Origin of the sequence: Dolosicoccus paucivorans, assembly GCF_900100125.1 — a bacterium.
GTDB lineage: Bacteria > Bacillota > Bacilli > Lactobacillales > Aerococcaceae > Dolosicoccus > Dolosicoccus paucivorans.
The window spans coordinates 44,578-69,081 of sequence record NZ_FNEL01000002.1 but is presented as its reverse complement, the minus strand read 5'-3'; the positions used below and the strand labels follow the sequence as shown (position 1 = coordinate 69,081).

Below are 24,504 nucleotides of genomic sequence, written 5' to 3'. Positions count from 1 at the left end.
CCTTTAGTTCACTTCGTCTTCTTCAATGAGAATTCTCCCCTCATAATTTTGTCCGTCTTCTAGTCTAGCAACCATCCATAAAATAGGCGGGTCATAGGTCACTTGAAAATCTTCAACTCCATATAAATAAGGCACAAATCCTGGCGTTTTATAAATGCGTCCGTTGCTTAATTTAATATCTTGACCGTTTTTTGTTTCTTTATCTACAACACTGATGACATTATTACGAATTTTTAAAATATTAACCGCTTCAAATTCCCGTTCCATCAACAATAAAAACTGTTGCCACTCAGGAAAGCGATTGGACTCATGACGATCAATCGCCCAGTGAAAGCTTTTAACACACTCAAATAAAGTCCATAAGATCAGCCCACTTATTGCTAGTCCTACTAACATTTCGATTAAAGTAAACCCTTGCTTTTTATTGTTGAACCACCGACAAAAGCGTACCGTCTTCAAACAAAACATAAGCTTCACCTTCTTTAAATTCGTATTGGGTAATATCTCCTAAGTCGATCGGATCTTGAAGTTGATCGTAAGTTCGGTACACTTCATAAAACTGTCGCCACTGGTGGACTTCCGTTTGAAGTAGTGTCAATCGATTCAATTCTAAATAAAGAGCGGGTAAATAAATTAATAAAATCCCGCTCATTAAAACGAAGCTGACCAGCCCTTCAATAAGAGTGAACCCTTTATCGTCTCTTAACTTCAAATCTACCCGCTCCTAATTGGTAAGTGATGGATAAAACTTCACCTGTTTGCGTATTACGATAATTAACTTGACTAAATGTCCCTACCCGCCCAGTGGGTAAATAGTTTAACCTTAAAGTAGTCATTAACTGCCAAGGTTCAGGCGTAAACAGTTGAGACCTTTCAAGATAAGGACTAGATGGTCTGAGCCATACGCAGTTGCGACTTGGATCAAAATGAATGACCGTTTGATAACCTGTCGTCATCGCCAGCTGTTGTGCTTGTTCTAGCTCTGCACGTAATTGTTCAAAATAAAGTCGCGCTTCCATGGAAGTTTGCCAGTCGTTTGCTGGAATTAAATGAATGGTCAGTGTAACTAAACTAACAATACTTAAAACGAGGATCATCTCTAAAAGAGTGAATCCTTTTTTATTCATCGACTGAAATTGGTAAACTAATGGTTGTATTAGGATCTAAAGACAGAAGGTCACCTGCTGTTTGTAGTTGTCGATCAGTAATGTATCCCCCGTCATGTAGAGTTTGTAAGGTGACATCAGAGCTTGCTTCAACCATTTGGTATGTTTCAACTTGCGTAGTGACGACTTCGGCGATGTTTTCTTTAGCTTGTTGCTCAATTCGTTTCTTTTGTCCAGAAACTTGAGGAATAATAATCGCCATCAATAAAGCGACAATAACAAGAACGATTAACATCTCGAGTAACGTGAACCCTTTTTTGTTTTTTATTTTTTTAAGTAGTTGTCTTAATTTTTTCATTTTATAATCCTTTCTTATAACCCTTCCATTGTCAATAAAGGAAGTAACATCATTAAATAAAACGCCATAATCAATAAGGCGATTAAAATAAATAATATCGGTTGAATATAGGTGATCTTTTTAGCGATATCGTTCATTAAGTGATTAAAGGTTTTTTGTGCATAAATTAAACATTTCGAAGCCATTTGGCTTGTCATTTCACCTTGATGTAAAATTAAAGCTAGCTCTTCGTTGAAGATATCTACCGATTGAATAATATCCGGTAACGTATCGCCTTCTTTCATCTTCTCTTCAATGAGTTGTGCTAATTCAGTCAGTAAAGGATCAATTGGGTAGCGAGTTAGAAACTCTACACTTTGCCTTAAAGAAAAGCCGCCTTGAAGAAAATATCCCATCTCTTTTGTAAAACGATAGGAAGTATAATCTTTTATCCAACGCCGAATCAAAGGAATACGTTTTAAAATTAAATAGCGTTTCAAATAACTTAATTTCATTAAATAAGCATCAAAAATAACAATGATTAAGAAGATTAGTACACCTATCCCACCCACGATTTGAGGTAAATAAGTAAAAAGATAGTAAATTAACTTAAACATTAATTGTTCTTGAAACACTTTAGGATCAACAAAACTCATCAATTGCGGAAGTAAAAATTGACGCATGCCAAAAAGTAGCACAAATAAAGCTCCGGACATAAATGTTGGGTACAACAATAAGCGTTGGATTTGTTTAGTGTAGTCCAACCGCTTATTCATTTGTTCACTAGCCTCTTTTAAAGCCTCATTAAAACGTCCTTGTTGACGGGCGTAGAAAATCTGTGCCACGTAAGATAAAGGCATACCAATATCTTTTAAGCCCATCTCAAAACTTTCACCTCGTGTCAATCGCTCCATTAATTTCTCCCATTGAACTGTATATTTAGGAATTAAAATTAATAAAAAGTCTAATCCTTGGTTTAAAGAAAACCCTTCTGTCAACAATTCTGCCAAAACGCTTAAAGCAGCACTTTGATCTTTTAAGGGAAGTTTTTTTATTTTCATTAAATAACCTCAAACCGCTGGTAAGTTAACGTATCAATATATCCATAAGCCCACAAACGTTTTAATTGGTAATTTAAAGTGATTTGATAGGCTAATTTTATATGTTGTTCTAACAGTACTTGCTTTAAAGCGTCCCCTTCTAATAACTCAAATACAGCACCACGCTTTTTCGTTTGATCAAAATGTGTACAATAACGCTGACAAGGACCTTGACATAACGGGCAAAACTTAGGCACAAGACGTTGGGAGATGACACCGATGAGCGTTTGTGCCAATTGCTCTTTGGTCAATCCCAGCTCTTCCAAACGTCCCATCACACCTAAGGTGTTTTTAGCATGAATAGTCGCAATCATTAAGTGCCCCGTTAAAGCACCCCGAATAGCCATCCGCGCTGTTTGTTCGTCACGAATTTCACCGATCATCAATATATCCGGATGATGTCTCAATGAAGCTTTAATCACTTCTTGGTACGTCACCCCTGCTTTTTCATTCACTTCTACTTGTAAAAAACGAGGTTCATAAATTTCTACCGGATCTTCCATCGTAATAACTTGAAGAGGATACTCATCTACATATTGAGTGAGTAGTTGATAAATAGTCGTTGTTTTCCCTGAACCAACAGGACCAGAAAATAAAATCAAACCGCTTTTACGGCGGATTAATTGTTCTAAAGAACTAATAACTGGCTTAAAGTAACTATGAACGCCCCCTTCAACGCTCATATTCGTTTGTATAACGCGAATAACTAACGATTCCCACAATTCTACATTCGTTATCGTCGAAAACCTTAATTCAACTTCTTTTGGCTCATTATGCAACTGAAACCGAACGGATCCTGATTGAGGACGTCGTTTTTCACTTGTATCCATATCGCTTAAAAATTTAAAATAGTTAATTAAACGTTGACCCCACTTTAATGAATGAACAGATTCCAACTCTAAATTTCCATTTAAACGAAAGTAAATAAGATAACTTTCTTGACTTGGAACAATATGAATATCTGATACTCCTAAGTGAACCGCTTGTTCAATTAAACGTCTGCCATCTTTTTCCATAGTAACCTCCTTTTTGATCACCTATTTATAAGTACACAAAATAATCGTTATTCCATTTTTTAAAATAAAAATTATTCCGCACCCTAGACGGTACACTTGACACGGCGGTTGTGATACAATACAAAGAGCGGACATTTTCAGTTTTATATTAATTTTATAAAGGAGATTTGAACGAATGATTTTTAAAGTTTTTTATCAACCAACCAAAACAGAAATACCTCTTCGCGAGAATACTTCATCGCTTTTTTTAGAAGCGGATAGTATTATCGAAGCCAGAGAAAAACTAGCTTCGACTCCATACAATATCGAATACATTGAAGAAGTATCTCCTGCTCAGTTAGCAGACGAAAAAGAAAATAATCCAGATTTTGAAATTATGGAGTTTTAATTCATGTCTGTTCATATTAAAAATAATGAAGTCGGAGTCTTTGCCCTTGGAGGCTTAGGTGAAATTGGGAAAAATATGTATGGAGTCCAATTTCAAGACGAAATTGTTTTACTAGATAGTGGGATTATGTTCCCAGAAGATGACTTATTGGGAATTGACTATGTTATTCCTGATTATTCTTACTTAGTAGAAAATAAAGACAAAATTAAAGGTTTAATTATTAGCCATGGTCACGAAGATCATATCGGTGGTATTCCTTATTTACTAAAGGAATTAAATATCCCGATTTATGCAGGACGTTGGGCAGCGGCTTTAATCCGTAATAAGCTACAAGAGCGCGGTTTATTAAGTCGTACGACCATTCACGAAATTGATGAACACTCAACAATACGCTTTCAAAAATTAAGTGTCAGCTTATTTAGAGTAACCCACAGTATTCCTGAAGCAACGGGAATTGTTGTTCACTCCCCAGAAGGAAATATCGTCTTTACTGGTGACTTTAAGTTTGACTTTACCCCTGTAGGAAGCCCAGCCGATATTCACCGGATGGCTGAAATTGGTGAAGAAGGCGTTCTTTTACTGATGAGTGACTCTACAAACGCTGAAGTACCGACCTTTACTAAATCAGAAAAAATTGTCGGACAATCCATCAAAAACATTATTCAACGAGTGGATGGCCGGGTTATTTTCGCAACCTTTGCTTCCAACGTATCTCGCTTGCAACAACTCGTTGAAACAGCTCGACTCACGAAACGCAAAATTGCTGTTTTTGGTCGTTCCATGGATACTGCCATTGAAACCGCTCTAGAATTAGGGTATATCGAAGATCCAAATAAAGATATTTTCATCGACGCTTATGAATTATCTAAAGTTCCACCAGAAAAAACGATTATTTTATGTACCGGCTCTCAAGGTGAGCCGATGGCGGCCTTAAGTCGAATTGCTAATGGAACTCACCGTCAAATTTCCATTCATAAAAACGATACGGTGATCTTTTCTAGCTCACCTATTCCTGGAAATACGACAAGTGTCAATAACGTTATTAACCAACTGACAGAAGCTGGAGCAAATGTTGTTCATGGTCCGATGAATAATATTCATACATCCGGACACGGTGGACAAATGGAACAACTGCTCATGTTGCGTTTAATGAAACCGAAATATTTTATGCCTGTTCACGGTGAGCATCGTATGTTAAGTTTACACGCTCAATTAGCGCAAGAGACTGGTATTCCAAAAGATCATTGCTTTGTGATGAATAACGGTGAAGTCCTTGCTTTAACTCGAGATTCAGCAAGAAAGGCAGGTCGTTTCCCAGCTTACGATATTTACGTCGATGGAAGCGGTATTGGCGATATTGGAAATATCGTCTTACGAGATCGCCGCATTCTATCAGAAGAAGGTCTGATGATTGTTTCTGCTACGTTAGATTATGAAAATAAACAACTCGTTAGTGGACCTGACTTAATGTCGCGCGGATTTATTTACATGCGTGAATCAGGAGAGTTAATTAACGAAATTCAACAAGAATTAAAAGCAGCGATTAACCGTGGCTTAAACGAAAATGGCAATCAAGTGAATGAACGACTCATTCGCGATATTGTCTTTAATACAATTCAACCATTAATTTATGAAAAAACTGAACGTCATCCGATGATTTTACCGGTCCTTTTGGATGTCAATAAAGGAGTTCGCGAACGTCAGTTTGATGCATAATAAAAAGCTTCTTCTACTCTATTTAAGAGTAAAAGAAGCTTCTTTTTTATCTCATTTTTAATGCACGATCAATATCGCGTTTCATTTGTTGTTCTTTTAAAGCATGACGTTTATCATATAATTTTTTACCTCGTGCTAAACCAATCTTTACTTTAGCTCGTCCATTTTTTAAATAAACTTCTAAAGGAACGATCGTCATTTGCTTTTGTTGTGCTTCGTCGCGCCAAGCAATAATTTGACGTTTATGAAGAAGTAGTTTACGAGGTCTCACCGGATCGTGGTTAAACATATTTCCTTGTTCATAAGGACTAATGTGAACATTCATTAACCATGCTTCGTTATCGCGAATCGATACGTAGCCATCCTTTAAGTTTAAACGGCCATTACGAATCGATTTAATTTCTGTTCCCTTTAATACCATTCCGGCTTCCGATGTATCTAAAATTTCATAATCGTGTCTTGCTTTTCTATTTTGAGCTAAGGCTCTTGAACGGGACATTGTATCACCTACCTTAGTTATTTTTACGTCTTTTTACTTTAAATTGATGCTTGGATGGGTTGAATGAATCCTTATTATTATGTTTTCCTTTTCTTCGCTGATTGCGACGTCTTTTGCGTTCAACTTGCACCAAGGCATCTTGAGGAACGTGATCGACAGGTTCTGCTTCTAGAAGTTCAAAGTCAATTTGACGTTCTTCAACATCCACATGAGTGACTTTAATGCGAACTCTTTGACCAATTTGGTAAACTTTTCCAGTCCGTTCACCAATTAACATTAAATGGTTCGGGTTAAAAATATAAAAGTCATCTTGTAAACTTACTGTAGTTACTAACCCTTCAACTGTGTTTGGTAATTCGACAAACATACCAAACGACGTCACACTACTAATAATCCCTTCATACTCTTCACCAATACGCTCTACCATATACTCAGCTTTTTTCAATGCGTCGGTTTCACGTTCGGCTTCAATAGCGCGACGCTCCATATTAGAAGAATGTTCCGTAATGCCAGGTAATTGATCTGCAAAACGGTTCAATTCTTTTTGACTTGGTCGACCCTTTAAGTAGCTGTGAATTAAACGATGCACCATTAAGTCAGGATAACGACGAATTGGTGATGTAAAATGAGTATAATCTGTTGCAGCTAACCCGTAGTGTCCTTGAGGTGTTGGATCGTATTTGGCTTGTTGCATACTACGAAGTAAGACACTAGACACTACTCGTTCGTAAGGTTCTCCTTCAATTTGCGTTAAAATTTGTTGTACTTGTTTTGGACTAATTGTTTCAACATTTCCTTTTAAAATCAGTCCAAAGGCAGTAATAAATTCTGCAAATCGAGTCATTTTATCTGCTTCCGGTTGCTCGTGAATACGGTAAACAAAAGGTAAATCTTTTCTCATAAATTCTTCAGCGACTGTTTCGTTAGCGACTAACATAAACGATTCGATGAGGCGTTCGCCCGTGTGACGTTCACGCACTTGAATATCCACTGGATGCCCTTCTTCATCTACTTTAATATACGCTTCCGGCGCATCAAAGTTTAAAGCACCTCGTTTAATACGCATAGCTTCTAAAATTTTGTGAAGCTCTTTCATTTCGTCTAACATCGGAACAATTTCTTCGTACTCTTGACGCAATGTTTCGTCATGGTCATCAATAATGGCATTAACGTCTTTATATGTCATACGGTATTTACTGTTAATGACACTTTCGTAAATTTGATGACTTGTGACACGCCCTTTAGCGTTAATCTTCATATCACAAGTTAACGTTAGGCGGTCTTCATGGGGATATAAGGAACAAATGCCGTTCGATAAACGTTGAGGTAGCATCGGAACCACACGGTCGGTTAAGTAAACCGATGTTCCTCGCTCGCGCGCTTCAGCATCTAAAGCACTACCTTCAGTGACGTAATGGGACACATCAGCAATATGCACCTTTAAGCGGTACGAATTGTCGTTTAATTTATGAAGTGAAATAGCATCATCTAAATCCTTCGCGTCGGCTCCATCAATCGTCATCACTAATTCATCTCTTAAGTCAACGCGTCCTTTAATTTCTTCAAGGCTGACTTCTTGAGGTATTTGCTCTGCTTCATCCAACACATTTTGTGGGAATTGATGAGGAATGTCGAATTGATAAAGAATTGATAGAATATCCACCCCAGGCTCATCTCGGTGCCCAATCTCTTTAGCAACATACCCGGTTGCTTCTTTAGGTTGCTTTTTAGTTGGGTAGTCTTTAATTTTTACAATACAAATCGTATGATCCACCGGTTGAATACCTTCAGGTAAAATATTGACTTTTGTTAAGCCTAAACGACTATCTTTAGGAATTAAAAAGCCTGTATACCCTGTTTTTTCACGTTCATCTTGATCATAGATAATAAATTCACCTACTAGTTGGTTTGTGGAGCGTTCTAAAATATCCACAATCTCTGCTTCTGATCCTTTACCGGTTTGCGGGTTAACGTGGCGTAAGATGCGGGCTTTAACGAAGTCGCCATCCATTGCTGAATAGTTCTTGCCAGCGGGCACAAATAAATCAGGAGAATTTTCATCATAATTAATGAAACCGAATCCTTTAGCGTTGGCCCGGTAAATTCCTTCAACTTCTTGATTGGATTGAAGTTTACGTAATGTGCCGTTATCTAAACACTCAATTTCACCCACCCGTTCTAAAAAGGCCACCGCTTTAATTAGCTTTTTATAACTGCGGTTCCCCTTCATTTTTAAAACAGAGGCTAAGTCTTTTGTTTTTAAAGGTTTTTTTGTTTGATCTAATGTTCGTAATATATTTTGTTCTAATTTTGATAATCTCATAAAATCCTCCTTTCTTATTCTAAGGATTTTGTATGGTCTTGAATAAATGATACGAGCGCTTTTTCAAAAGGTTTGCGGTTGCGATCAACTGTAATAACATGCGTGTTATTTGGGAACCAATGAAAGGTTAGTTCTGCTTGTCGCAACTCTTGGAGTGTATCGTATACTTCATTTGCAGTAATTAACTCGTCATTTCCTGATTGCACGACTAAAATAGGTCGCTTACTTTGACTTAATTGAGGCACGTAACCTCTTTTCCATTCGTCTAACGCTTGCATTTGCTTTCGGTGAAGAGAAAGCAAGCGGTCCACATTATCATTGAAATAACTTTCATTGTAATGTTGAAGCATGACACGCTTCAAATAAGGATAAAGAGCTCTTGATAAGTCTAGATTCGTTTGACTGACAACTGGCGAATTAAATGACCCTCCTGCGTCGACAGGTAAACTGTTATCCGTCACAGCTCGCATCGCAACAATACCACCTAAAGACAAGCCAAAGGCAAATAATTGCTCATAACCTTGATCTTTCATCCAGTAAATCGCATCTTTAGCTTGTTGCCACCAACGATCTGGAGCAATTTTAAAAAGTGTTTCAAAGTCAGGACTTTTATGCCCTTCAAATAAAATACTTAATACATCATACCCTAATCGTTGCAGTATACGTGCTTGTAAGTTTAAATCAATGGGGGATCCTGTATAGGCATGGAAAAAAACAATACCTACTTTGGATTGCTTATGTTCATTGTGCTGTAAAAAGGTTGCGCCTTCAAAAGGTAAATTGGTCATCGTGCATTCCTCCTTGTCTTCATTGTACTGATTATGTTAGAAGAGGTGCAACTATTTGAAATCCCTTGCAAAATAAAAAATCTCTGATGTAACGATCAGAGATTCAATAGTATCTAGCCTCTAGCTGTTAAAATAGCTAAAGCAATGGCTAAGCCAAAGAATAAAGCTCCCATCACTGTGGTTGCTTTAATTAAAAAGGCTTCAAAACCGCGCGCTTTTTGCTTCACTGCTGGGTTTTCAGAATCTGTCCCAGTTAGCATACTTGCTGCGTTACTTTTAGATGGTTGCATGACCACTAATAGAATTAATAAAATAGATACGACAACTAAGGCCGTTAATAAGATATTATACAAGGTTAAACCTCCAATGCTTCAAATCTCTACCCTTTCTATTTTAGCATAATTACAATATACTTGCCACAAGTTTATAGGCTTTAAAGCTTAGGTATGCTATAATAGATTAGGAATTTATTTAAATAATAATTGAGGTGGAATACACATGATTCAAGCAGTCGATTTAAGATCAGGAATGACTTTCTTACAAGACGGTAAATTAATCCGTGTTATTGAAGCAAGTCACCACAAACCAGGTAAAGGAAATACAGTTATGCGTATGAAGTTACGCGACGTTCGTACAGGAACCATTTATGAAACAACCTTTAGACCAAATGACCGTTTCGAGCGTGCTTATTTAGATACAAAAGATGTTCAATATTTATACGATATGGACAATCAATCCGTCTTTATGGATTTAGAAACGTACGAACAATACGAAGTTTCTAAAGAACAAATCGAAGAAGAATTAAAGTTCTTACTTGAAAATATGAACGTTAAAATTCAATTCTTCGGCTCAGAAGTTATTGGAGTAGAACTACCACCAACTGTTGAGTTAAAGGTTGCAGAAACAGAGCCTGGTATTAAAGGAGCCACTGTTACAGGAACGGGTAAACCAGCTACAATGGAAACCGGCCTTGTTGTAAGTGTTCCAGACTTCATCAATAACGGAGACTTACTTGTTATTAGTACTGCAGATGGCGGTTCTTATTCACGCCGTGCCACTAAATAATTTATTGATTTTGCCATTAACTTTTTATAGTTAGTGGCATTTTTTACTCTACAGGAAGGAATTATTATGAAAATACTTAACGTCTTAGCCCAACTTCCTATGCGAACGGGAAGCGGGGTTTACTTTTCTAATTTAGTTGACGAACTAGCTGAATTAGGGCATGAGAATCTATTAGTCTATGGTGTTCAAGAACCTTATAATATCGAAATCAATGGCGAACATTACCCTGTCCGGTTTAAATCCGATCGTCTTCCTTTTCCAATTGCTGGCATGAGTGACATAATGCCTTATGATAACACTGTTTATTCAGACATGACCTCTGACATGATTGATGACGTTCTCTTAGCCTTTAAAGAACAACTCCTTATGTTAAAAGAACAAGAAGACATTGATTTAGTCATTACCCATCACCTCTTTTTCTTATCGTCAATGGTAAGGGAGTTGTTTCCTAATATTCCTGTGGTCGCTTTTTGTCATGGGACGGACTTACGTCAATTAGAAAGACATCCTCACTTTCTTGAGCGTTGCAAATCGATTAAAGAAATGGATCGTATTTTTGTCGTCTCACCTAGCGAAATACCTAAAATTAAACAGATCTTCTCCTACGATGAAAATAAATTATGCTTAGTCGGAGGCGGTTTTAACCAAAAGATATTTAACTGCCATCATACTAAACCCAATGACGGTATATTCCGAGTCGGTTATGCTGGAAAACTGGATCACTCAAAAGGTGTCTATGAATTAGCGGCTACCTTTCCTCAAGTAAAACAACTATTTCCTAATGTAGAGTACCACTTAATTGGACGAACTTCTCTTGAGGAAAAAGAAAAACTTTGTCATTTAGCAAACAATCATGAGGATTTTATGGTCTATGACGCGAAAGATCAGCAAACAATGGCCAAGTATTTAAAACGGTGCGATGTGTTCGTTCTACCCTCTTATTACGAAGCTTTAGGACTCATCGCGATTGAAGCCATGGCCATGGGATTATGGGCTGTGACTTCAGAAATTGAAGGGTTGCGCACAGAGCTAGGAGAAACGGTTAACCAATCAGGCGCTATTTTATATACTGAACTACCAAGGATTTATGATTTAGACAAACCCGTTAAAGAAGATATTCCAGCTTACATTGATCGTCTGAGTGAAAACATTATTACACAACTTGAAAAAGTTCAAAAAGGTGAATCGATGGATAAAGAAGTCGAAGAAATTATCGACAGTAAATCTTGGCAACATCTAGCTAAAAGAATTGAAAGAGAACTTCAGCCTTTAACTAATCACTAATTATTTAAATAAGCATCTCAACTAACCCCCAAAGTTGAGATGCTTATTTTTTAGTTTTCTATTTTCAATAATGTTTTGCCAAATTTTGTTTTTCCTTCTTCAATGGCTTGATGGGCCTTTGAAGCATCTTTTAAATCGAACACTTTACCAACGATTGGATCTATTTTTTCTGTTCGCAATAACTTTCCTAAATGACTTAAACTATCACGGTGCTCTTCTTTAGTCGCTTCCCAAATGCCCATCCCTAACACTTGAAGTTCTTTACCCATAATAAAACGGGGAGTCACTTCAATGGTCCCTTTTGAGCCGATAAGAACGATTCGCCCGTGAGGCTTAACAACTTCTAAATCAAGCTCTAAATTTTTATTGGCTAACGTTTCAATAATAAGCGTCGGTTTAAATTCCTCTTTAAATTGACCTACTTGGTCTTTAGTTAAATTAGATAAATGATCCATCACGTGATCAGCCCCTAATGCTAAAAGACGCTTTTGATCATCTTCGTGACTGGCAGTGGCGATAACCGTCGCTCCTTCTATTTTTGCTAATTGCAGGGCGATCATTCCCACACCCCCACTGGCGCCGTTAATTAAAACAACATCTTCTTTAGACACTTGGCCTTTAGTCATCGTCGCTCGGTAGGCAGTTAAAGCATTCAATCCTAAAGAAGCTCCTTTATCAAAAGCAACCTCTCCTAAAGGTTCAACGCACATCTCATCAACAACGACTTGTTCGCTATAAGTACCTGAATTGTCATTATGATTTAACGCAGCGACAAAGACATGATCTCCTTCTTTAAAGCGCGTTACATTAGCTCCTACTCCTTCTACTACCCCTGCTCCATCAAAGCCAGGAGTCCATGGTAAATCAGGCTTAAAAGCGTATTCTCCCGTTCTTATATAAGTTTCTACTGGGTTAATACCTGCATAGGCTAATTTTACTTGTACTTGGTTATCTTTTAATTGAGGTAATTCATTGTCTTCATACTTCAACTGGTCTGCTTGGCCAAATTGTGAAACAACAATACTTTTCATCATTATAACCTCCTTTAGTTTGTTACTTTCATTGTAACTTACTATGAAGCCAATTCACAAAAATACGATTCCATATAAAAAAGACTCTCCCTCGAAAGGAAGAGTCCGATTGAACTAATATTCAATTATTTTTTTAAGTTGTAGAAAGTATCGCGACCTTTGTAAACAGCTAAATCGCCTAATTGGTCTTCGATTCTTAATAATTGGTTATATTTAGCAACACGGTCAGTACGTGATAATGAACCAGTCTTAATTTGACCTGCGTTTGTTGCTACTGCGATGTCAGAAATTGTTGTATCTTCTGTTTCACCTGAACGGTGTGAGATAACTGCTGTGTAACCAGCTTTTTTAGCCATTTCAATTGCATCAAATGTTTCTGTTAAAGTACCGATTTGGTTAACTTTAATTAAGATTGAGTTTGAAATGTCTTTTTCGATCGCTTCAGATAATTTCTCAGTGTTTGTTACTAATAAGTCGTCACCAACTAATTGTACACGGTCACCTAAGCGGTCAGTTAACTCTTTCCAGCCATCCCAGTCATCTTCGTCTAAACCATCTTCGATAGAGATGATTGGGTATTTGTTAACTAATTCTTCTAAGTAATCTACTTGTTCTGAAGAAGTACGTTTTGCTGCACCTTCACCTTCGAATTTAGTGTAGTCATATACACCATTTTCGTAGAATTCTGAAGCAGCACAGTCGAATCCTAATAATACGTCTTCGCCTGGTGTTAATCCTGCAGCTTTAATCGCTTCTAAGATTGTTTCAACACCATCTTCAGTACCTTCGAATTTAGGAGCAAATCCACCTTCGTCACCAACAGTTGTTTCTAAACCGCGGTCAGCTAAAATCTTAGCTAAAGCGTGGAACACTTCAGTACCCCAGCGTAATGCTTCTTTAAATGATGGAGCACCTACTGGTAAGATCATGAACTCTTGGAAAGCAATTGGTGCTGAAGAGTGTGATCCACCGTTAACGATGTTCATCATTGGTACAGGTAATTCTTTTGTATTGAATCCACCTAAGTAGTGGTATAAAGAAATGCCTAAGTGATCTGCGGCAGCTTTTGCAACAGCAATCGATACACCTAAGATTGCGTTTGCACCTAATTTACCTTTGTTTGGTGTACCATCTAATTCGATCATCATGCGGTCGATTAGTTGTTGGTTAGTTACATCTACACCAACTAATGTTTCTGCGATAATGTTGTTTACGTTATCAACAGCTTTTTGAACACCTTTACCTAAGTAACGATCTTCACCATCGCGTAATTCTACTGCTTCATATTCACCTGTAGAAGCACCAGATGGAACGATTCCGCGTCCAAATGCGCCAGAAGCTGTATAAACTTCTACTTCAACGGTTGGGTTACCGCGAGAATCTAAAACTTCACGTGCATAAACGTCTGTAATGAATGGCATAAGTATAGTCTCTCCTTTAAGATAAATCTTTTTTAAGAACAAAATGCTACATCTATATTATAACACTTTGTTTTTTAAAACGTAATTATTTAATTAATGACTCGCCGGTCATTTCTTCTGGTTTGTCAACATTTAATAAATCAAGCATCGTTGGAGCAAGGTCGGCTAAGCGGCCTGCACTACGTAGCTCGATGTCTTTCTTAGTAACAATTACAGGAACTGGGTTTGTTGTGTGAGCTGTCATTGGTTCACCATCTAAAGTAGTCACTTCCTCTGAGTTACCATGGTCTGCTGTAATAATCGCATAACCACCTTTAGATAGAATTAAATCAACAACTTCACCTAAACACTCGTCTACAGCTTCAATCGCTTTAACGGTTGCGTCCATTTTACCACTATGGCCTACCATGTCTGGGTTAGCAAAGTTTAAAATAATTGCATCGAGGAAGTCTTCATTAATCGCTTCTACTAGCGCATCTTTTACTTCGTAAGCAGACATTTCTGGTTTTAAATCATAAGTTGCAACTTTTGGTGACGGAACTAAAATACGAGATTCACCTTCAAATTCTTCATGGCGTCCACCGCTCATAAAGAAAGTAACGTGAGGGTATTTTTCTGTTTCCGCAATACGCAACTGAGTTTTGTTAGCGTTAGATAACACTTCACCAATGGTGTTTTTTAAATCCTGTTTTTTGAAAGCAATGTCTGCTTTCACATCTTCGCTATATGGAGTAAAGATGACAAATTTTAATCCAACAGGACGCTCAGTTCCCACTGGGAATCCGTCAAATTCTTTATTAGTCAACGCTGTTGATAACTGAATAGCGCGGTCAGGTCTAAAGTTGAAGAAAACAACTGAGTCACCGTCGTTAATTGTCGCAACAGGTTGATCGTCTTTTGTAATAACAAATGGTACAACGAACTCGTCATAAACACCTTCGTCGTAAGATGCTTGAATCCCTTCAGCAGCTGACGCGTATTTAGGTCCTTCACCATTCACAATCGCGTCATAGGCCTTCTCTACACGATCCCAGCGCTTATCACGGTCCATCGCATAGTAACGTCCAGAAACAGTCGCGAATTCGCCTACACCTTCTTGATCGAATACTTCTTGTGTTTTTTCAACATATTCTAAGGCTGTTTGTGGCCCTACGTCGCGTCCGTCTAAAAAGGCATGAACATATACTTTTTCTAGACCATGTTGTTTAGCAAGACGAATTAAAGCAAAAAGATGATCATAGTGAGAGTGAACTCCACCGTCAGATAGTAACCCCATTAAATGAAGAGCATTTCCTGATTCTTTTGCTTCTTTTACCGCGTCCACTAATTCTGGAATTTCAAAGAAGCTTTCATCTTGAATTGCTCGGTTAATACGGCTTAAAGATTGATAAACAATTCGTCCAGCACCGATGTTTAAGTGTCCTACTTCCGAGTTACCCATTTGGCCAGCTGGTAATCCTACGTCCTCCCCACAAGCTTTAAGTTGCTCGTGAGGATACGTATTCCAGTAACGGTCAAAGTTAGGCTTATGCGCAGCTTTTACTGCATTTCCTTTAACTTCATCTCGAATGGCAAAACCATCAAGAATAATTAAAGCAACAGGTGCTTTAGTCATTATTTAATCGCCTCCAGTAATGCTAAGAATGAGTCTGGCTCTAAACTGGCTCCTCCTACTAGAGCGCCATCAATATGTTCTTGCGCCATATACTCTTTGATGTTTTCAGGTTTAACTGATCCACCGTATTGAATGCGAACTTTTTGTGCGACCTCGTCGCTTGTTAAGTCAGCAATCACATCGCGGATAACACCACAAGTTTCGTTTGCTTCTTCAGCTGAAGAAGATTTCCCTGTACCGATCGCCCAAATTGGCTCATAAGCAATAACCACTTCAGCGATTTGGTCTGCAGTTAAACCTTCTAAAGCAGCTTTTACTTGTCCTGAAACAAGCTCAGCTGTTTTACCTGCTTCACGCTCTTCTAATGATTCACCACAGCAAATAATTGGAATCATGTTGTGGTTTAAAATCGCATGCGCTTTTTTGTTAATATCTTCGTCTGTTTCACCAAAGATATCACGACGCTCAGAGTGACCAATGATTACATAGTCGACTCCTAACGCTTCAAGAGCTACTGGACTAGTTTCGCCAGTGAATGCGCCTGAATCTTCATAGAAGCAGTTTTGTGCAGATGTTTTTAAAACACTTCCTGCTGCTTCATCTTTTACGGCAGGTAGTAATAAAGTAGGGGCACCTACAACAGCTTCTACTAAATCGTTACTTGGTAATTGGTCTTTAACTGCTTTAACAAATTCAATCGCTTCGTCGATTGTTTTGTTCATTTTCCAGTTACCAGCAATAATTGGTTTGCGTGTCATTCTAAAACTCCTTCTTATTTGTCTTGAATTGCTTCAATTCCTGGTAATGGGCTTCCTTCTAAGTAAGCTAATGAAGCTCCACCACCGGTTGAGATATGTGAAAACTTATCTTCGTATCCTAACTCAACAACGGCAGCTGCTGAATCTCCACCACCAACGATTGAAATCGCATCGTCGTTTTGTGCAATTGCTTCAGCAATCGCTTCAGTTCCTTTAGCAAAGGTTGGCATTTCGAATACACCCATTGGACCGTTCCAAACAACAGTTTTAGCTTCTTTAATGATGTCTCCGTATAACTTAGAAGTTTCCTCACCTGAGTCTAAACCTTCCCAATCAGACGGAATTTCATCTGCTTTAACCATTTTAGTGTTTGCGTCGTTTGAAAAGTCATCTGCAATGGTAATGTCTACAGGTAAAACTAATTTATCGCCTGCTTTTTCCATAATTTCTTTTGCTAATTCAACGCGGTCTTCTTCTAATAATGATTGACCTACTTCGTATCCTTTAGCTTTAAAGAATGTATATGCCATACCACCACCGATAAGCACACGGTCAGCTTTAGTTAATAAGTTTTCGATAGCTTTAATCTTATCAGATACTTTAGCTCCACCTAAGATCGCAACGAATGGACTCTGTGGGTTATCAACGGCGTCACCTAAGAATTTCAATTCTTTCTCGATTAAAAAGCCAACAGCTGAATCTAAGTTAGAAGCAATACCAACGTTTGAAGCGTGAGCACGGTGAGCTGTACCGAACGCATCGTTAACGAATACGTCACCAAGAGAAGCCCAATATTTACCTAATTCTGGGTCATTTCCAGATTCTTTTTTACCGTCTAAGTCTTCAAAACGTGTGTTTTCAACTAATAGTACATCACCAGCATTTAATGCTTTAACAGCAGCTTCTAATTCTTCGCCACGCGTTTGTTTTGAAAACGCTACGTCTTTACCTAATAACTCACCTAAACGTTTTGCTACAGGCTCTAAAGAGTTTTTAGCTTTATCTTCTTCAGTTTTAATCTTACCTAAGTGTGAGAATAAAACGACACGTGCATCTTGATCAATTAAATACTTAATGGTGTCTAATGCTGCTACAATACGGTTATCGTTTGTAATAACGCCGTCTTTCATCGGAACGTTAAAGTCCACGCGAACTAAAACTGTTTTATCTTGAACGTTAATGTCTTTTAATGTTTTTTTAGCCATTTGTTCGACCTCCTACTTTTTATACAAAAAGCGAGGAAGCGTATGCCCCCTCGCTATTGGATAGACGCTTTTGTTTAATAAAACGCTATATTATTTATTTTCGCCTAATTTTGCAAAGTACTCTAAAGTACGGATTAATTGTGCAGTATATGACATTTCGTTGTCATACCATGAAACTGTTTTAACTAATTGTTTACCATCGATATCTAAAACAGTTGTTAAAGTAGAGTCAAATAGTGAACCATAAGTCATACCTACGATATCTGAAGATACGATTGGGTCAACGTTGTAACCGTATGATTCGTTTGCTGCTTTTTCCATTGCTGCGTTGATTTCTTCAACTGTTGCAGGTTTTTCTAAAACAGTATATAACTCTGTTAATGAACCTGTTGCAACTGGTACACGTTGTGCAGATCCGTCTAATTTACCGTTTAATTCTGGAATAACTAAACCGATTGCTTTAGCAGCACCTGTTGTGTTAGGTACAATATTTTCAGCTGCAGCACGTGCACGACGCATATCACCTTTGCTATGTGGTCCGTCTAATGTCATTTGGTCACCTGTGTAAGCGTGAATTGTAGACATTAAACCTTCAACGATACCAAATTCGTCGTTAAGAACTTTAGCCATTGGTGCTAAACAGTTTGTTGTACATGAAGCACCTGAGATAACTGTTTCGTCACCTGTTAAGATGTCGTGGTTTACGTTGTAAACAACTGTTGGAACATCGTTTCCACCTGGAGCAGTGATAACAACTTTTTTAGCTCCACCTTTTAAGTGTTTTTCAGCTTTTTCTTTAGAAGTAAAGAATCCTGTTGCTTCAAGAACGATATCTACATCGTGTTCGCCCCATGGAATATTTTCTGGGTTTGGTTCGCTGTAAACTGCAATTTCTTTACCGTTTACGTTGAATGAACCTTCATGAACTTCTACGTCACCGTCGAAACGACCTTGAGTCGTATCATATTTTAATAGGTGAGCAAGCATTTTTGCATCAGTTAAATCGTTAATTGCAACGATTTCGATACCTTCAACGTCTTGAATACGACGTAAAGCTAAACGACCGATACGTCCAAATCCGTTAATACCTACTTTTACTGTCATAATTAATATTCCTCCTTAAGGATTTTAATAACTCATTAATGGGTTTGTAGAATTCGATTAGCGACTCCTTCGTCGCAAATGAGCCAACTATGTTTTGGCGCTAATTTAAAATACGATTCTACCGCATGTGCTTTTGAAGAGCCGGCTACTACCGTTAATAATAAAGGTATATGTTCTAAATCATCTAAAACCATACCATAACGGGGAAGCCGCATGACTTTTTCGCCTTGTTGGTTATAAAAGATACCAAAAGCTTCTCCTACAGCATTGTTGTCTTTCAAGTATTGATATTGCGCTTTTGTCATTAAACGACGTTTCGCCATCACATCTGCTGCGCCTACACTTAGGATCAGACAATCCGCATTTTTACTTTGGTCAATAATTGACTGAATATTTGGATCTTTAAGCAACAAATCTGCCGTATATTCTTCTAGCTTTTCTGGAAGGAATAAAGGAATATACTGACCATTCGTTTGTTGTGCCATTAATCCAGCCACACTATTTGATTGGATTCTGTATGACCCACCAACGCCTCCACGAGCGGGAACAAAAGTAATTTGGCGATCTTTTGATAATGTATCATCGAATCCTTGTCCGACTTGCGCAAGAGTGGTTCCACCAGTAACTGCAACCACTGCTTCATTCATTGGAAGCTGTTGTTGAAGTATCTGTTGAATTCTTTGACTTAAATAGCTATAAACAGCTTTGTCTAAATCGGCATCGCCATGAACAATATCGCATCGTTCGACGCCTAAGACTTGCTTCAACTGCTCTTCTTTATCAGTCAATCTTCTTGCTTCGTCCCAGTGAAAATCAATTTGCAAAAGTAACCGTTCACCTTCATCCGACAACTCAATGCCTAAGTTGCTAACGTTTACTAATTGATTCTCACGCATAATATCAATGATGGTTCGCAACTGACGTTCCGACAAATCCACGGCCTTAGCCAGTGTTCTTCGACCAACGGGTCTTGCAAACTCTTTTAATGTTTGAAGAACTAAGATGCGTTGAGCGAAAGTTGCGCTAATATCTGGAACAACAGCTTGGATAATTGACAAAGCATGATACATGTTGTTCCTCCTCTACGGGATGGTCGTTTAGTGTCCCAGAGAAATTCATCACTTCAGATGAATTCTTAACACCAAACCCTTTCCACATCTATTATAATAGCAATAATATTTATTAGACGCAAGGAAAACGACTAAAATAGTTTAATCGGTTTCAGTTGGACCATTAATGCCCCAGAAATTGAAGGTAAAATAAAAACTCTTCAAGAATATCTTTCTTAAAGAGTTTGGTTAATATTATTTTTTTAAACTTTTAGCGCTTTCCATAATATGATCAATTAAACCATATTCTTTTGCCTCTTTAGCGTCCATGAAGTTATCACGATCTGTGTCCTTTTCAATCACTTCAATGGGCTGACCTGTCGCTTCGCTTAAAATATGATTTAAACGGTCACGCGTTTTTAAAATATGGCGAGCAGCAATTTCAATTTCTGTCGCTTGTCCTTGAGCTCCGCCTAAAGGTTGGTGGATCATCACTTCAGCGTTCGGTAAGGCGTAGCGCTTACCCTTTGTTCCCGCTGCTAGGAAAATCGATGCCATAGATGCTGCCATTCCGATAACGATCGTTTGAACGTCTGCATTGATAAAGTTCATCGTGTCGTAAATAGCTAATCCAGAAGTTACACTTCCTCCAGGAGAGTTAATGTATAAGTAGATATCTTTTTCTGGGTCCTGGGCATCTAAAAATAATAATTGAGCGATAACAGAATTAGCCATGTGGTCATTAACGGGACCACTCAACATAATGATACGATCTTTTAAAAGTCTTGAATAAATATCATAGGCTCTTTCGCCACGAGCTGATTGCTCGATTACTGTAGGAACTAAATTCATAGAATGTCCTCCTTTTTGTCTATTTCATCTTTTATTATACCCAATTGGTCAATAAAGGTCAATGAAAGTAATTGACTCTAATAAAAAAACCAAGATGAACTCATCTTGGTCAATGATTTATTATTTTGCTTCTGCAACTTGTTTACCATCGTAATATCCACAACTTGGACATACACGGTGGCTTAATTTTAATTCCCCACACTGTGGACATGTGTTCATTCCTGGGACTTCTAATTTAAAGTGCGTACGACGCATTCTTTTCTTAGCTTTAGATGTTCTTCTTTTTGGAACTGCCATTTGGTTACACCTCCTAAATGTAATCAAAATCGAAAAGGTTATTCCTCTTCTTTATCCTTTAATAAGGCTTGTAAGCCAGCTAAACGAGGGTCAATGGTATTTTTTCTTTCCTCTTCTCGTTGCTGAATAAACTCTTCTTCTGTTAAGACTTGCCAATCTTCACCTTTAGGCAAAGTTTGTTCCGTCTTTGTTGTTCCAATTACTTTAATTGGAATATTTAACAAAATAGAATCAATTACAGCCGGTTCGAGGTCGATATAATCATGCTCAAGTAAAATAAGCGTTTCTTCGTAATCTGATAAAGGTTCCATCGGATCATGAGTGACGTAACGTTCTTTAATAGGATAGTGTAACTGTAACGTTACAGGATCTAACGTTCGAGTTGATGGAACAACTACTTCTGCTTCCACTTCAGCATGAAGTACAATATCATACCCGACTGAAAGAACGTATCCTTTTACATGAACAGGAGATACATCAATAATAGATGAATCACGATCCATTACTTGTTTTTTGATTTGTAATTGTTGATCAAAATACAATAAATCGCCGTGATTTCTAATTTCTTCAATCGTCCATCGCATATTAATCACCTCTAAAACGACATGTTAAATTATAAGATATTATTGATATGAAGTCAACGTTATCTGCACATTTAACTGTGACAAGATCTTATTTCTTGTAAATTCCATACCGAGCGATAATTTGTTCATCTATTTTCGTGTTAGAATTCAATTGATAAATTCGATCTGCTTGCAATGATAGTTGATACCTTGGCTCTAATTCTTTAGTTAAATTAGTAAACAACTGAAGACAAGGTTCTTTTTTGAGTCCGTTTAAGTAAAGGCGTCCTCGTTGGTTAAAACCTAAAATCCGAGTCACTGAACGTTGGCTTTGTTGCTTTTTTTCTTGTTGCCATGTTTGGCTATCAATATTAAGTAGCACCGCCATACAAAGACGCTGAAGAGAGGAAGCTGACCATCTCTTAGACGTCATTTGCTCAATAAATTGTTCAAACGTTTCTAAAAAAGCGTATTCTTTAAAACGTCGCTCAATTCCCTCTTTCATACCGACTATTTGTTCTAAAGAGTGATAGGAATCACTCATTAAACGATATTGCAATAAAGGCCAGTAATCTTCCCAAGACACAGCGGACGTTTCATTTAATGTTTGCCAAGTTTTTAAAGGGACTTGTTCTTTAGTTAACGTGCCTTTAAACCACTTTTTTCGTATTTGACTTCCACTTAAAATAGGATAGTCTTTTCGTGTATATATTCTTGGAAGAGCCAATAACTTCATCTTTTCACCAAAATGATCATTCCAACGAATATACTGCAAACTTAATATATGATTACTAGACGACGCATCAAACGTTAAAGGTGCTTGCAGCCCATCCAACGCTTGTTGGTATGAATACGCATAGCTGTGACCTTTATTTAAATGCTTTTTTATTTCTTGATCAATCGCCTGGCGATGATCAGTGACCCAATGGTGGAATTGATACAACTCTTCTGTTCTAGCCGTTTCTGTACCGAATACCACTTGTTGACATTTAAGTCGCGATAACAAACGAACGCTTTCTTTTGCGAAATAATCGGCTGATTGAAGACTTGCTAATAAAGGAAGTTCAACGACTAAGTCGGCGCCATGTTCTAAAGCTAACTGAGCACGTTGCCATTTATCTATCATCGCAAACTCGCCTCGTTGCACCACGTTTCCACTCATCACGACAATCAGCACATCGGGCTGATAGCGTTGTTTCACTTGCTCTATTTGATAGGCGTGGCCGTGGTGAAACGGATTATATTCAGCAATAATGCCAATCGCTTTCATCCGCTCACCTACTTATAGCATCTAAAAAACCAACGGGTGGCTCTAGTATGATGTTTGGGGTCATATATCTCTTCGCCGTACTCTACACTAACTTCAAAAGAGCTAAATCCTGCATTTTTAAGCGCGTCTTCAAAAATAGATAGAGGATAGGTTCGCTCTACTAAAACACTATCTTGACGTATATAACGGCCATCTTCTTGGGCTTCAAACGTCGTTAAATAATGTTCTACTTCATTATTTCCTAAAGGATAACTGTCCCATAAAATAGCCGCTTCTTCATTTGTATCTGCGTAACTAAAATTTTCGAATCCTTCATTTAATTGATAAGGGGTCCACACATCAAATAAAAGAACGCCTTGATCATTTAAACGCTGATACATTTGTTCAATTGCTTGCGCTACTTCGTTTTCATCCTTTAAAAAACAAAGAGAATCCGCGTAACACGTTACGATATCATAATCTGTATCAAAGGAAGATAAATCGAGCATATCTCCTTGTTCAAAAAGCGGCGCTCCTTCATAATGACTTTCTTCTCGAGCCATTTCAAGCATTGCGACATCAATATCAACCCCGAGGGTCACCCCATCAACAAATGGCGCAATAATTTGAGTAAACCACCCGGTCCCACAAGCAACATCGAGTAACTTTTGGGGCGCTTTACTCGCGGAGTGAAGGGTAAAATCTAACCAATGCTCATAGGCTGATAAATCATTAAATTGATCATAAACTCGGGCTATTTTTGAAAAACTCATTCTTCAACGACCCACTCAGAAATATCTACCAATGGAGCATCTTGCCACAAGCGTTCTAAATTATAATGGCCTCGTTGGCTGTAGTGGAAAATATGAACCACAACGTCAACTAAATCGACTAAAATCCAGCTGCCACTTTGTTTTCCTTCTACATGTTTAACTTCAATACCTTCTTTTTCAGCTTCTTTTACAACGTTATCGACAATAGCGTCTAATTGACGTTCGTTTGTCGCTTGAGTAATAACAAAATAATCCGTTAACGGAGTCATATTTCTTACATCAAGGGCAAGAGTTTGTTGTCCTTTTCGATCTTCAATTGCCTTAACAGCAACTTCTAGTGTTTTTAAGGGAGTTAATTGATTCATAGAATCTCCTTTCGTTATTTAATCCATTCATTATATACTTCAATTGTATCAGGAAAAATTGTATATTCTTTTGAAATTAAATAGGTTAATGTTTGTTTCATTTTGTATAAGACTGCTTCGTCTAAGTCTTCGAAGGCAATACTACGTGCTTTATCAACACCAGGGAATGAACGACTGGGTTCAATGTAATCTGCTACATATAATACTTTAGCGACAGGATTCATCTGTTTAGCTCCCGCTGTATGATAAGCGACCGCTTCTAAAACATCTTCATCTTCAATGCCAAACTGTTCTTTGGCTATCGTCGCTGCAGCAAAACCATGTAAAATGGTAGTATCAGCCGTTTCAAATAATGGATGATTCCAAAATTTTAAGGCCAACTGCAACATCACCTCGCGATCCATTTCCTTAGCGTAGTCGTGAAGTAATGCAGCGATGCTGGCTTTTTGACTATCAATTTGATATTTTTCAGCTAATTTTAATGCCGTCTCTTCAACGCCTAAAATATGTTCGAAACGCTTAGGCGATACTTTTGTTTTTAAATCACTTAATAATTGTTGACGTGATACATTAATTAAAGTTTTTGCGTAGTTCATTCTA

The 24,504-nt window shown here is 37.8% G+C and carries 28 protein-coding genes; 4 read left to right on the top strand and 24 right to left on the bottom strand.

Annotated elements, in window-relative coordinates:
- Nucleotides 1–3: 3 nt before the first annotated feature.
- Genes BLR79_RS00805 through comGA form a run of 6 tightly spaced genes read right to left on the bottom strand, consistent with a single transcriptional unit; the run spans nucleotide 4 to nucleotide 3,559 of the window.
- Nucleotides 4–468 carry a prepilin-type N-terminal cleavage/methylation domain-containing protein gene (locus BLR79_RS00805; protein WP_092083908.1) on the bottom strand — a complete coding sequence of 155 codons (465 nt, stop codon included), beginning with the start codon at nucleotides 466–468 and terminating at the stop codon, nucleotides 4–6.
- Entirely contained in the window at nucleotides 422–712 is a 291-nt protein-coding gene (locus BLR79_RS00800) for a type II secretion system protein (protein ID WP_092083906.1), read from the bottom strand. The genes BLR79_RS00805 and BLR79_RS00800 overlap by 47 nt, the downstream gene beginning before the upstream one ends.
- The gene (gene comGD / locus BLR79_RS00795; RefSeq protein WP_092083904.1) at nucleotides 693–1,127 is read right to left on the bottom strand and encodes a competence type IV pilus minor pilin ComGD; all 435 of its coding nucleotides are present in this window, start codon (nucleotides 1,125–1,127) and stop codon (nucleotides 693–695) included. The genes BLR79_RS00800 and comGD overlap by 20 nt, the downstream gene beginning before the upstream one ends.
- Nucleotides 1,120–1,464, bottom strand: a complete 345-nt coding sequence (gene comGC / locus BLR79_RS00790) for a competence type IV pilus major pilin ComGC (RefSeq protein ID WP_092083902.1) — start codon at nucleotides 1,462–1,464, stop codon at nucleotides 1,120–1,122. Before comGC ends, comGD begins: the two co-directional genes overlap by 8 nt.
- Nucleotides 1,465–1,478: 14 nt before the next feature.
- On the bottom strand, nucleotides 1,479–2,504 hold the full coding sequence (gene comGB / locus BLR79_RS00785) for a competence type IV pilus assembly protein ComGB (protein WP_092083900.1): 1,026 nt from the start codon (nucleotides 2,502–2,504) through the stop codon (nucleotides 1,479–1,481).
- Entirely contained in the window at nucleotides 2,504–3,559 is a 1,056-nt protein-coding gene (comGA, locus tag BLR79_RS00780; RefSeq protein WP_092083898.1) for a competence type IV pilus ATPase ComGA, read from the bottom strand. The genes comGB and comGA overlap by 1 nt, the downstream gene beginning before the upstream one ends.
- A gap of 175 nt (nucleotides 3,560–3,734) precedes the next feature.
- Between comGA and BLR79_RS00775 the strand changes: the two genes are divergently transcribed.
- On the top strand, nucleotides 3,735–3,947 hold the full coding sequence (locus tag BLR79_RS00775; protein ID WP_092083896.1) for a DNA-dependent RNA polymerase subunit epsilon: 213 nt from the start codon (nucleotides 3,735–3,737) through the stop codon (nucleotides 3,945–3,947).
- Nucleotides 3,948–3,950: 3 nt separating this feature from the next.
- On the top strand, nucleotides 3,951–5,663 hold the full coding sequence (gene rnjA / locus BLR79_RS00770) for a ribonuclease J1 (protein WP_092083894.1): 1,713 nt from the start codon (nucleotides 3,951–3,953) through the stop codon (nucleotides 5,661–5,663).
- A gap of 46 nt (nucleotides 5,664–5,709) precedes the next feature.
- Here rnjA and smpB read toward each other — a convergent pair whose 3' ends face one another.
- The 4 genes from smpB to secG all read right to left on the bottom strand — a co-directional run bounded on the left by smpB (nucleotide 5,710) and on the right by secG (nucleotide 9,626).
- A complete protein-coding gene (gene smpB, locus BLR79_RS00765) occupies nucleotides 5,710–6,162 on the bottom strand; it encodes an SsrA-binding protein SmpB (RefSeq protein WP_092083892.1) in 453 nt (150 codons plus the stop codon).
- Between the two features lie 13 nt (nucleotides 6,163–6,175).
- The gene (gene rnr / locus BLR79_RS00760; RefSeq protein WP_092083890.1) at nucleotides 6,176–8,485 is read right to left on the bottom strand and encodes a ribonuclease R; all 2,310 of its coding nucleotides are present in this window, start codon (nucleotides 8,483–8,485) and stop codon (nucleotides 6,176–6,178) included.
- 14 nt (nucleotides 8,486–8,499) lie between these two features.
- Nucleotides 8,500–9,273 (bottom strand): alpha/beta hydrolase, encoded by a 774-nt coding sequence (locus tag BLR79_RS00755; protein ID WP_092083888.1) that lies wholly within the window; start codon nucleotides 9,271–9,273, stop codon nucleotides 8,500–8,502.
- 113 nt (nucleotides 9,274–9,386) lie between these two features.
- On the bottom strand, nucleotides 9,387–9,626 hold the full coding sequence (secG, locus tag BLR79_RS00750) for a preprotein translocase subunit SecG (RefSeq protein ID WP_092083886.1): 240 nt from the start codon (nucleotides 9,624–9,626) through the stop codon (nucleotides 9,387–9,389).
- A gap of 145 nt (nucleotides 9,627–9,771) precedes the next feature.
- Between secG and efp the strand changes: the two genes are divergently transcribed.
- Together efp and BLR79_RS00740 are read left to right on the top strand one after the other, a co-directional pair.
- The gene (efp, locus tag BLR79_RS00745) at nucleotides 9,772–10,338 is read left to right on the top strand and encodes an elongation factor P (protein ID WP_092083884.1); all 567 of its coding nucleotides are present in this window, start codon (nucleotides 9,772–9,774) and stop codon (nucleotides 10,336–10,338) included.
- A 66-nt stretch (nucleotides 10,339–10,404) separates the two neighbouring features.
- The gene (locus BLR79_RS00740; protein ID WP_092083882.1) at nucleotides 10,405–11,622 is read left to right on the top strand and encodes a glycosyltransferase family 4 protein; all 1,218 of its coding nucleotides are present in this window, start codon (nucleotides 10,405–10,407) and stop codon (nucleotides 11,620–11,622) included.
- A 50-nt stretch (nucleotides 11,623–11,672) separates the two neighbouring features.
- Here BLR79_RS00740 and BLR79_RS00735 read toward each other — a convergent pair whose 3' ends face one another.
- The 14 genes from BLR79_RS00735 to yqeK all read right to left on the bottom strand — a co-directional run bounded on the left by BLR79_RS00735 (nucleotide 11,673) and on the right by yqeK (nucleotide 24,500).
- Nucleotides 11,673–12,656, bottom strand: coding sequence for an NADPH:quinone reductase (locus BLR79_RS00735; protein WP_092083880.1), 984 nt, complete (start codon nucleotides 12,654–12,656; stop codon nucleotides 11,673–11,675).
- Between the two features lie 122 nt (nucleotides 12,657–12,778).
- Complete coding sequence (gene eno / locus BLR79_RS00730; RefSeq protein ID WP_092083878.1) at nucleotides 12,779–14,074, bottom strand: phosphopyruvate hydratase; 1,296 nt, start codon at nucleotides 14,072–14,074, stop codon at nucleotides 12,779–12,781.
- 85 nt (nucleotides 14,075–14,159) lie between these two features.
- Nucleotides 14,160–15,689 carry a 2,3-bisphosphoglycerate-independent phosphoglycerate mutase gene (gene gpmI / locus BLR79_RS00725; RefSeq protein ID WP_092083876.1) on the bottom strand — a complete coding sequence of 510 codons (1,530 nt, stop codon included), beginning with the start codon at nucleotides 15,687–15,689 and terminating at the stop codon, nucleotides 14,160–14,162.
- Nucleotides 15,689–16,447, bottom strand: a complete 759-nt coding sequence (tpiA, locus tag BLR79_RS00720; protein ID WP_092083874.1) for a triose-phosphate isomerase — start codon at nucleotides 16,445–16,447, stop codon at nucleotides 15,689–15,691. The genes gpmI and tpiA overlap by 1 nt, the downstream gene beginning before the upstream one ends.
- A gap of 14 nt (nucleotides 16,448–16,461) precedes the next feature.
- On the bottom strand, nucleotides 16,462–17,652 hold the full coding sequence (locus BLR79_RS00715) for a phosphoglycerate kinase (RefSeq protein ID WP_092083872.1): 1,191 nt from the start codon (nucleotides 17,650–17,652) through the stop codon (nucleotides 16,462–16,464).
- A gap of 90 nt (nucleotides 17,653–17,742) precedes the next feature.
- The gene (gene gap / locus BLR79_RS00710; protein ID WP_092083870.1) at nucleotides 17,743–18,756 is read right to left on the bottom strand and encodes a type I glyceraldehyde-3-phosphate dehydrogenase; all 1,014 of its coding nucleotides are present in this window, start codon (nucleotides 18,754–18,756) and stop codon (nucleotides 17,743–17,745) included.
- A gap of 35 nt (nucleotides 18,757–18,791) precedes the next feature.
- The gene (locus BLR79_RS00705) at nucleotides 18,792–19,826 is read right to left on the bottom strand and encodes a sugar-binding transcriptional regulator (RefSeq protein WP_092083868.1); all 1,035 of its coding nucleotides are present in this window, start codon (nucleotides 19,824–19,826) and stop codon (nucleotides 18,792–18,794) included.
- Nucleotides 19,827–20,060: 234 nt separating this feature from the next.
- Nucleotides 20,061–20,657: an ATP-dependent Clp endopeptidase proteolytic subunit ClpP gene (gene clpP, locus BLR79_RS00700; protein WP_092083866.1), complete on the bottom strand. Its 597-nt coding sequence runs from the start codon at nucleotides 20,655–20,657 to the stop codon at nucleotides 20,061–20,063.
- Between the two features lie 120 nt (nucleotides 20,658–20,777).
- Nucleotides 20,778–20,954: a 50S ribosomal protein L32 gene (gene rpmF / locus BLR79_RS00695; protein WP_092083865.1), complete on the bottom strand. Its 177-nt coding sequence runs from the start codon at nucleotides 20,952–20,954 to the stop codon at nucleotides 20,778–20,780.
- Nucleotides 20,955–20,992: 38 nt separating this feature from the next.
- Complete coding sequence (locus BLR79_RS00690; protein ID WP_092083863.1) at nucleotides 20,993–21,538, bottom strand: YceD family protein; 546 nt, start codon at nucleotides 21,536–21,538, stop codon at nucleotides 20,993–20,995.
- Between the two features lie 88 nt (nucleotides 21,539–21,626).
- Nucleotides 21,627–22,787 (bottom strand): nucleotidyltransferase, encoded by a 1,161-nt coding sequence (locus tag BLR79_RS00685; protein WP_092083859.1) that lies wholly within the window; start codon nucleotides 22,785–22,787, stop codon nucleotides 21,627–21,629.
- 8 nt (nucleotides 22,788–22,795) lie between these two features.
- Nucleotides 22,796–23,539, bottom strand: a complete 744-nt coding sequence (locus BLR79_RS00680) for a class I SAM-dependent DNA methyltransferase (protein WP_092083858.1) — start codon at nucleotides 23,537–23,539, stop codon at nucleotides 22,796–22,798.
- A complete protein-coding gene (gene rsfS, locus BLR79_RS00675; RefSeq protein WP_092083856.1) occupies nucleotides 23,536–23,904 on the bottom strand; it encodes a ribosome silencing factor in 369 nt (122 codons plus the stop codon). Before rsfS ends, BLR79_RS00680 begins: the two co-directional genes overlap by 4 nt.
- Nucleotides 23,905–23,918: 14 nt before the next feature.
- Nucleotides 23,919–24,500 (bottom strand): bis(5'-nucleosyl)-tetraphosphatase (symmetrical) YqeK, encoded by a 582-nt coding sequence (gene yqeK / locus BLR79_RS00670; RefSeq protein ID WP_092083854.1) that lies wholly within the window; start codon nucleotides 24,498–24,500, stop codon nucleotides 23,919–23,921.
- Nucleotides 24,501–24,504: the final 4 nt, after the last annotated feature.

Excerpts from the sequence above, each read along its gene's own strand:
- BLR79_RS00805 (WP_092083908.1), bottom strand. The coding sequence starts at position 468 with ATGTTTTGTTTGAAGACGGTACGCTTTTGTCGGTGGTTCAACAATAAA.
- comGD (WP_092083904.1), bottom strand. The coding sequence starts at position 1,127 with ATGAATAAAAAAGGATTCACTCTTTTAGAGATGATCCTCGTTTTAAGT.
- comGC (WP_092083902.1), bottom strand. The coding sequence starts at position 1,464 with ATGAAAAAATTAAGACAACTACTTAAAAAAATAAAAAACAAAAAAGGG.
- comGB (WP_092083900.1), bottom strand. The coding sequence starts at position 2,504 with ATGAAAATAAAAAAACTTCCCTTAAAAGATCAAAGTGCTGCTTTAAGC.
- comGA (WP_092083898.1), bottom strand. The coding sequence starts at position 3,559 with ATGGAAAAAGATGGCAGACGTTTAATTGAACAAGCGGTTCACTTAGGA.
- BLR79_RS00775 (WP_092083896.1), top strand. The coding sequence starts at position 3,735 with ATGATTTTTAAAGTTTTTTATCAACCAACCAAAACAGAAATACCTCTT.
- rnjA (WP_092083894.1), top strand. The coding sequence starts at position 3,951 with ATGTCTGTTCATATTAAAAATAATGAAGTCGGAGTCTTTGCCCTTGGA.
- smpB (WP_092083892.1), bottom strand. The coding sequence starts at position 6,162 with ATGTCCCGTTCAAGAGCCTTAGCTCAAAATAGAAAAGCAAGACACGAT.
- rnr (WP_092083890.1), bottom strand. The coding sequence starts at position 8,485 with ATGAGATTATCAAAATTAGAACAAAATATATTACGAACATTAGATCAA.
- BLR79_RS00755 (WP_092083888.1), bottom strand. The coding sequence starts at position 9,273 with ATGACCAATTTACCTTTTGAAGGCGCAACCTTTTTACAGCACAATGAA.
- efp (WP_092083884.1), top strand. The coding sequence starts at position 9,772 with ATGATTCAAGCAGTCGATTTAAGATCAGGAATGACTTTCTTACAAGAC.
- BLR79_RS00740 (WP_092083882.1), top strand. The coding sequence starts at position 10,405 with ATGAAAATACTTAACGTCTTAGCCCAACTTCCTATGCGAACGGGAAGC.
- BLR79_RS00735 (WP_092083880.1), bottom strand. The coding sequence starts at position 12,656 with ATGATGAAAAGTATTGTTGTTTCACAATTTGGCCAAGCAGACCAGTTG.
- eno (WP_092083878.1), bottom strand. The coding sequence starts at position 14,074 with ATGCCATTCATTACAGACGTTTATGCACGTGAAGTTTTAGATTCTCGC.
- gpmI (WP_092083876.1), bottom strand. The coding sequence starts at position 15,689 with ATGACTAAAGCACCTGTTGCTTTAATTATTCTTGATGGTTTTGCCATT.
- tpiA (WP_092083874.1), bottom strand. The coding sequence starts at position 16,447 with ATGACACGCAAACCAATTATTGCTGGTAACTGGAAAATGAACAAAACA.
- BLR79_RS00715 (WP_092083872.1), bottom strand. The coding sequence starts at position 17,652 with ATGGCTAAAAAAACATTAAAAGACATTAACGTTCAAGATAAAACAGTT.
- gap (WP_092083870.1), bottom strand. The coding sequence starts at position 18,756 with ATGACAGTAAAAGTAGGTATTAACGGATTTGGACGTATCGGTCGTTTA.
- BLR79_RS00705 (WP_092083868.1), bottom strand. The coding sequence starts at position 19,826 with ATGTATCATGCTTTGTCAATTATCCAAGCTGTTGTTCCAGATATTAGC.
- clpP (WP_092083866.1), bottom strand. The coding sequence starts at position 20,657 with ATGAATTTAGTTCCTACAGTAATCGAGCAATCAGCTCGTGGCGAAAGA.
- rpmF (WP_092083865.1), bottom strand. The coding sequence starts at position 20,954 with ATGGCAGTTCCAAAAAGAAGAACATCTAAAGCTAAGAAAAGAATGCGT.
- BLR79_RS00690 (WP_092083863.1), bottom strand. The coding sequence starts at position 21,538 with ATGCGATGGACGATTGAAGAAATTAGAAATCACGGCGATTTATTGTAT.
- BLR79_RS00685 (WP_092083859.1), bottom strand. The coding sequence starts at position 22,787 with ATGAAAGCGATTGGCATTATTGCTGAATATAATCCGTTTCACCACGGC.
- BLR79_RS00680 (WP_092083858.1), bottom strand. The coding sequence starts at position 23,539 with ATGAGTTTTTCAAAAATAGCCCGAGTTTATGATCAATTTAATGATTTA.
- rsfS (WP_092083856.1), bottom strand. The coding sequence starts at position 23,904 with ATGAATCAATTAACTCCCTTAAAAACACTAGAAGTTGCTGTTAAGGCA.
- yqeK (WP_092083854.1), bottom strand. The coding sequence starts at position 24,500 with ATGAACTACGCAAAAACTTTAATTAATGTATCACGTCAACAATTATTA.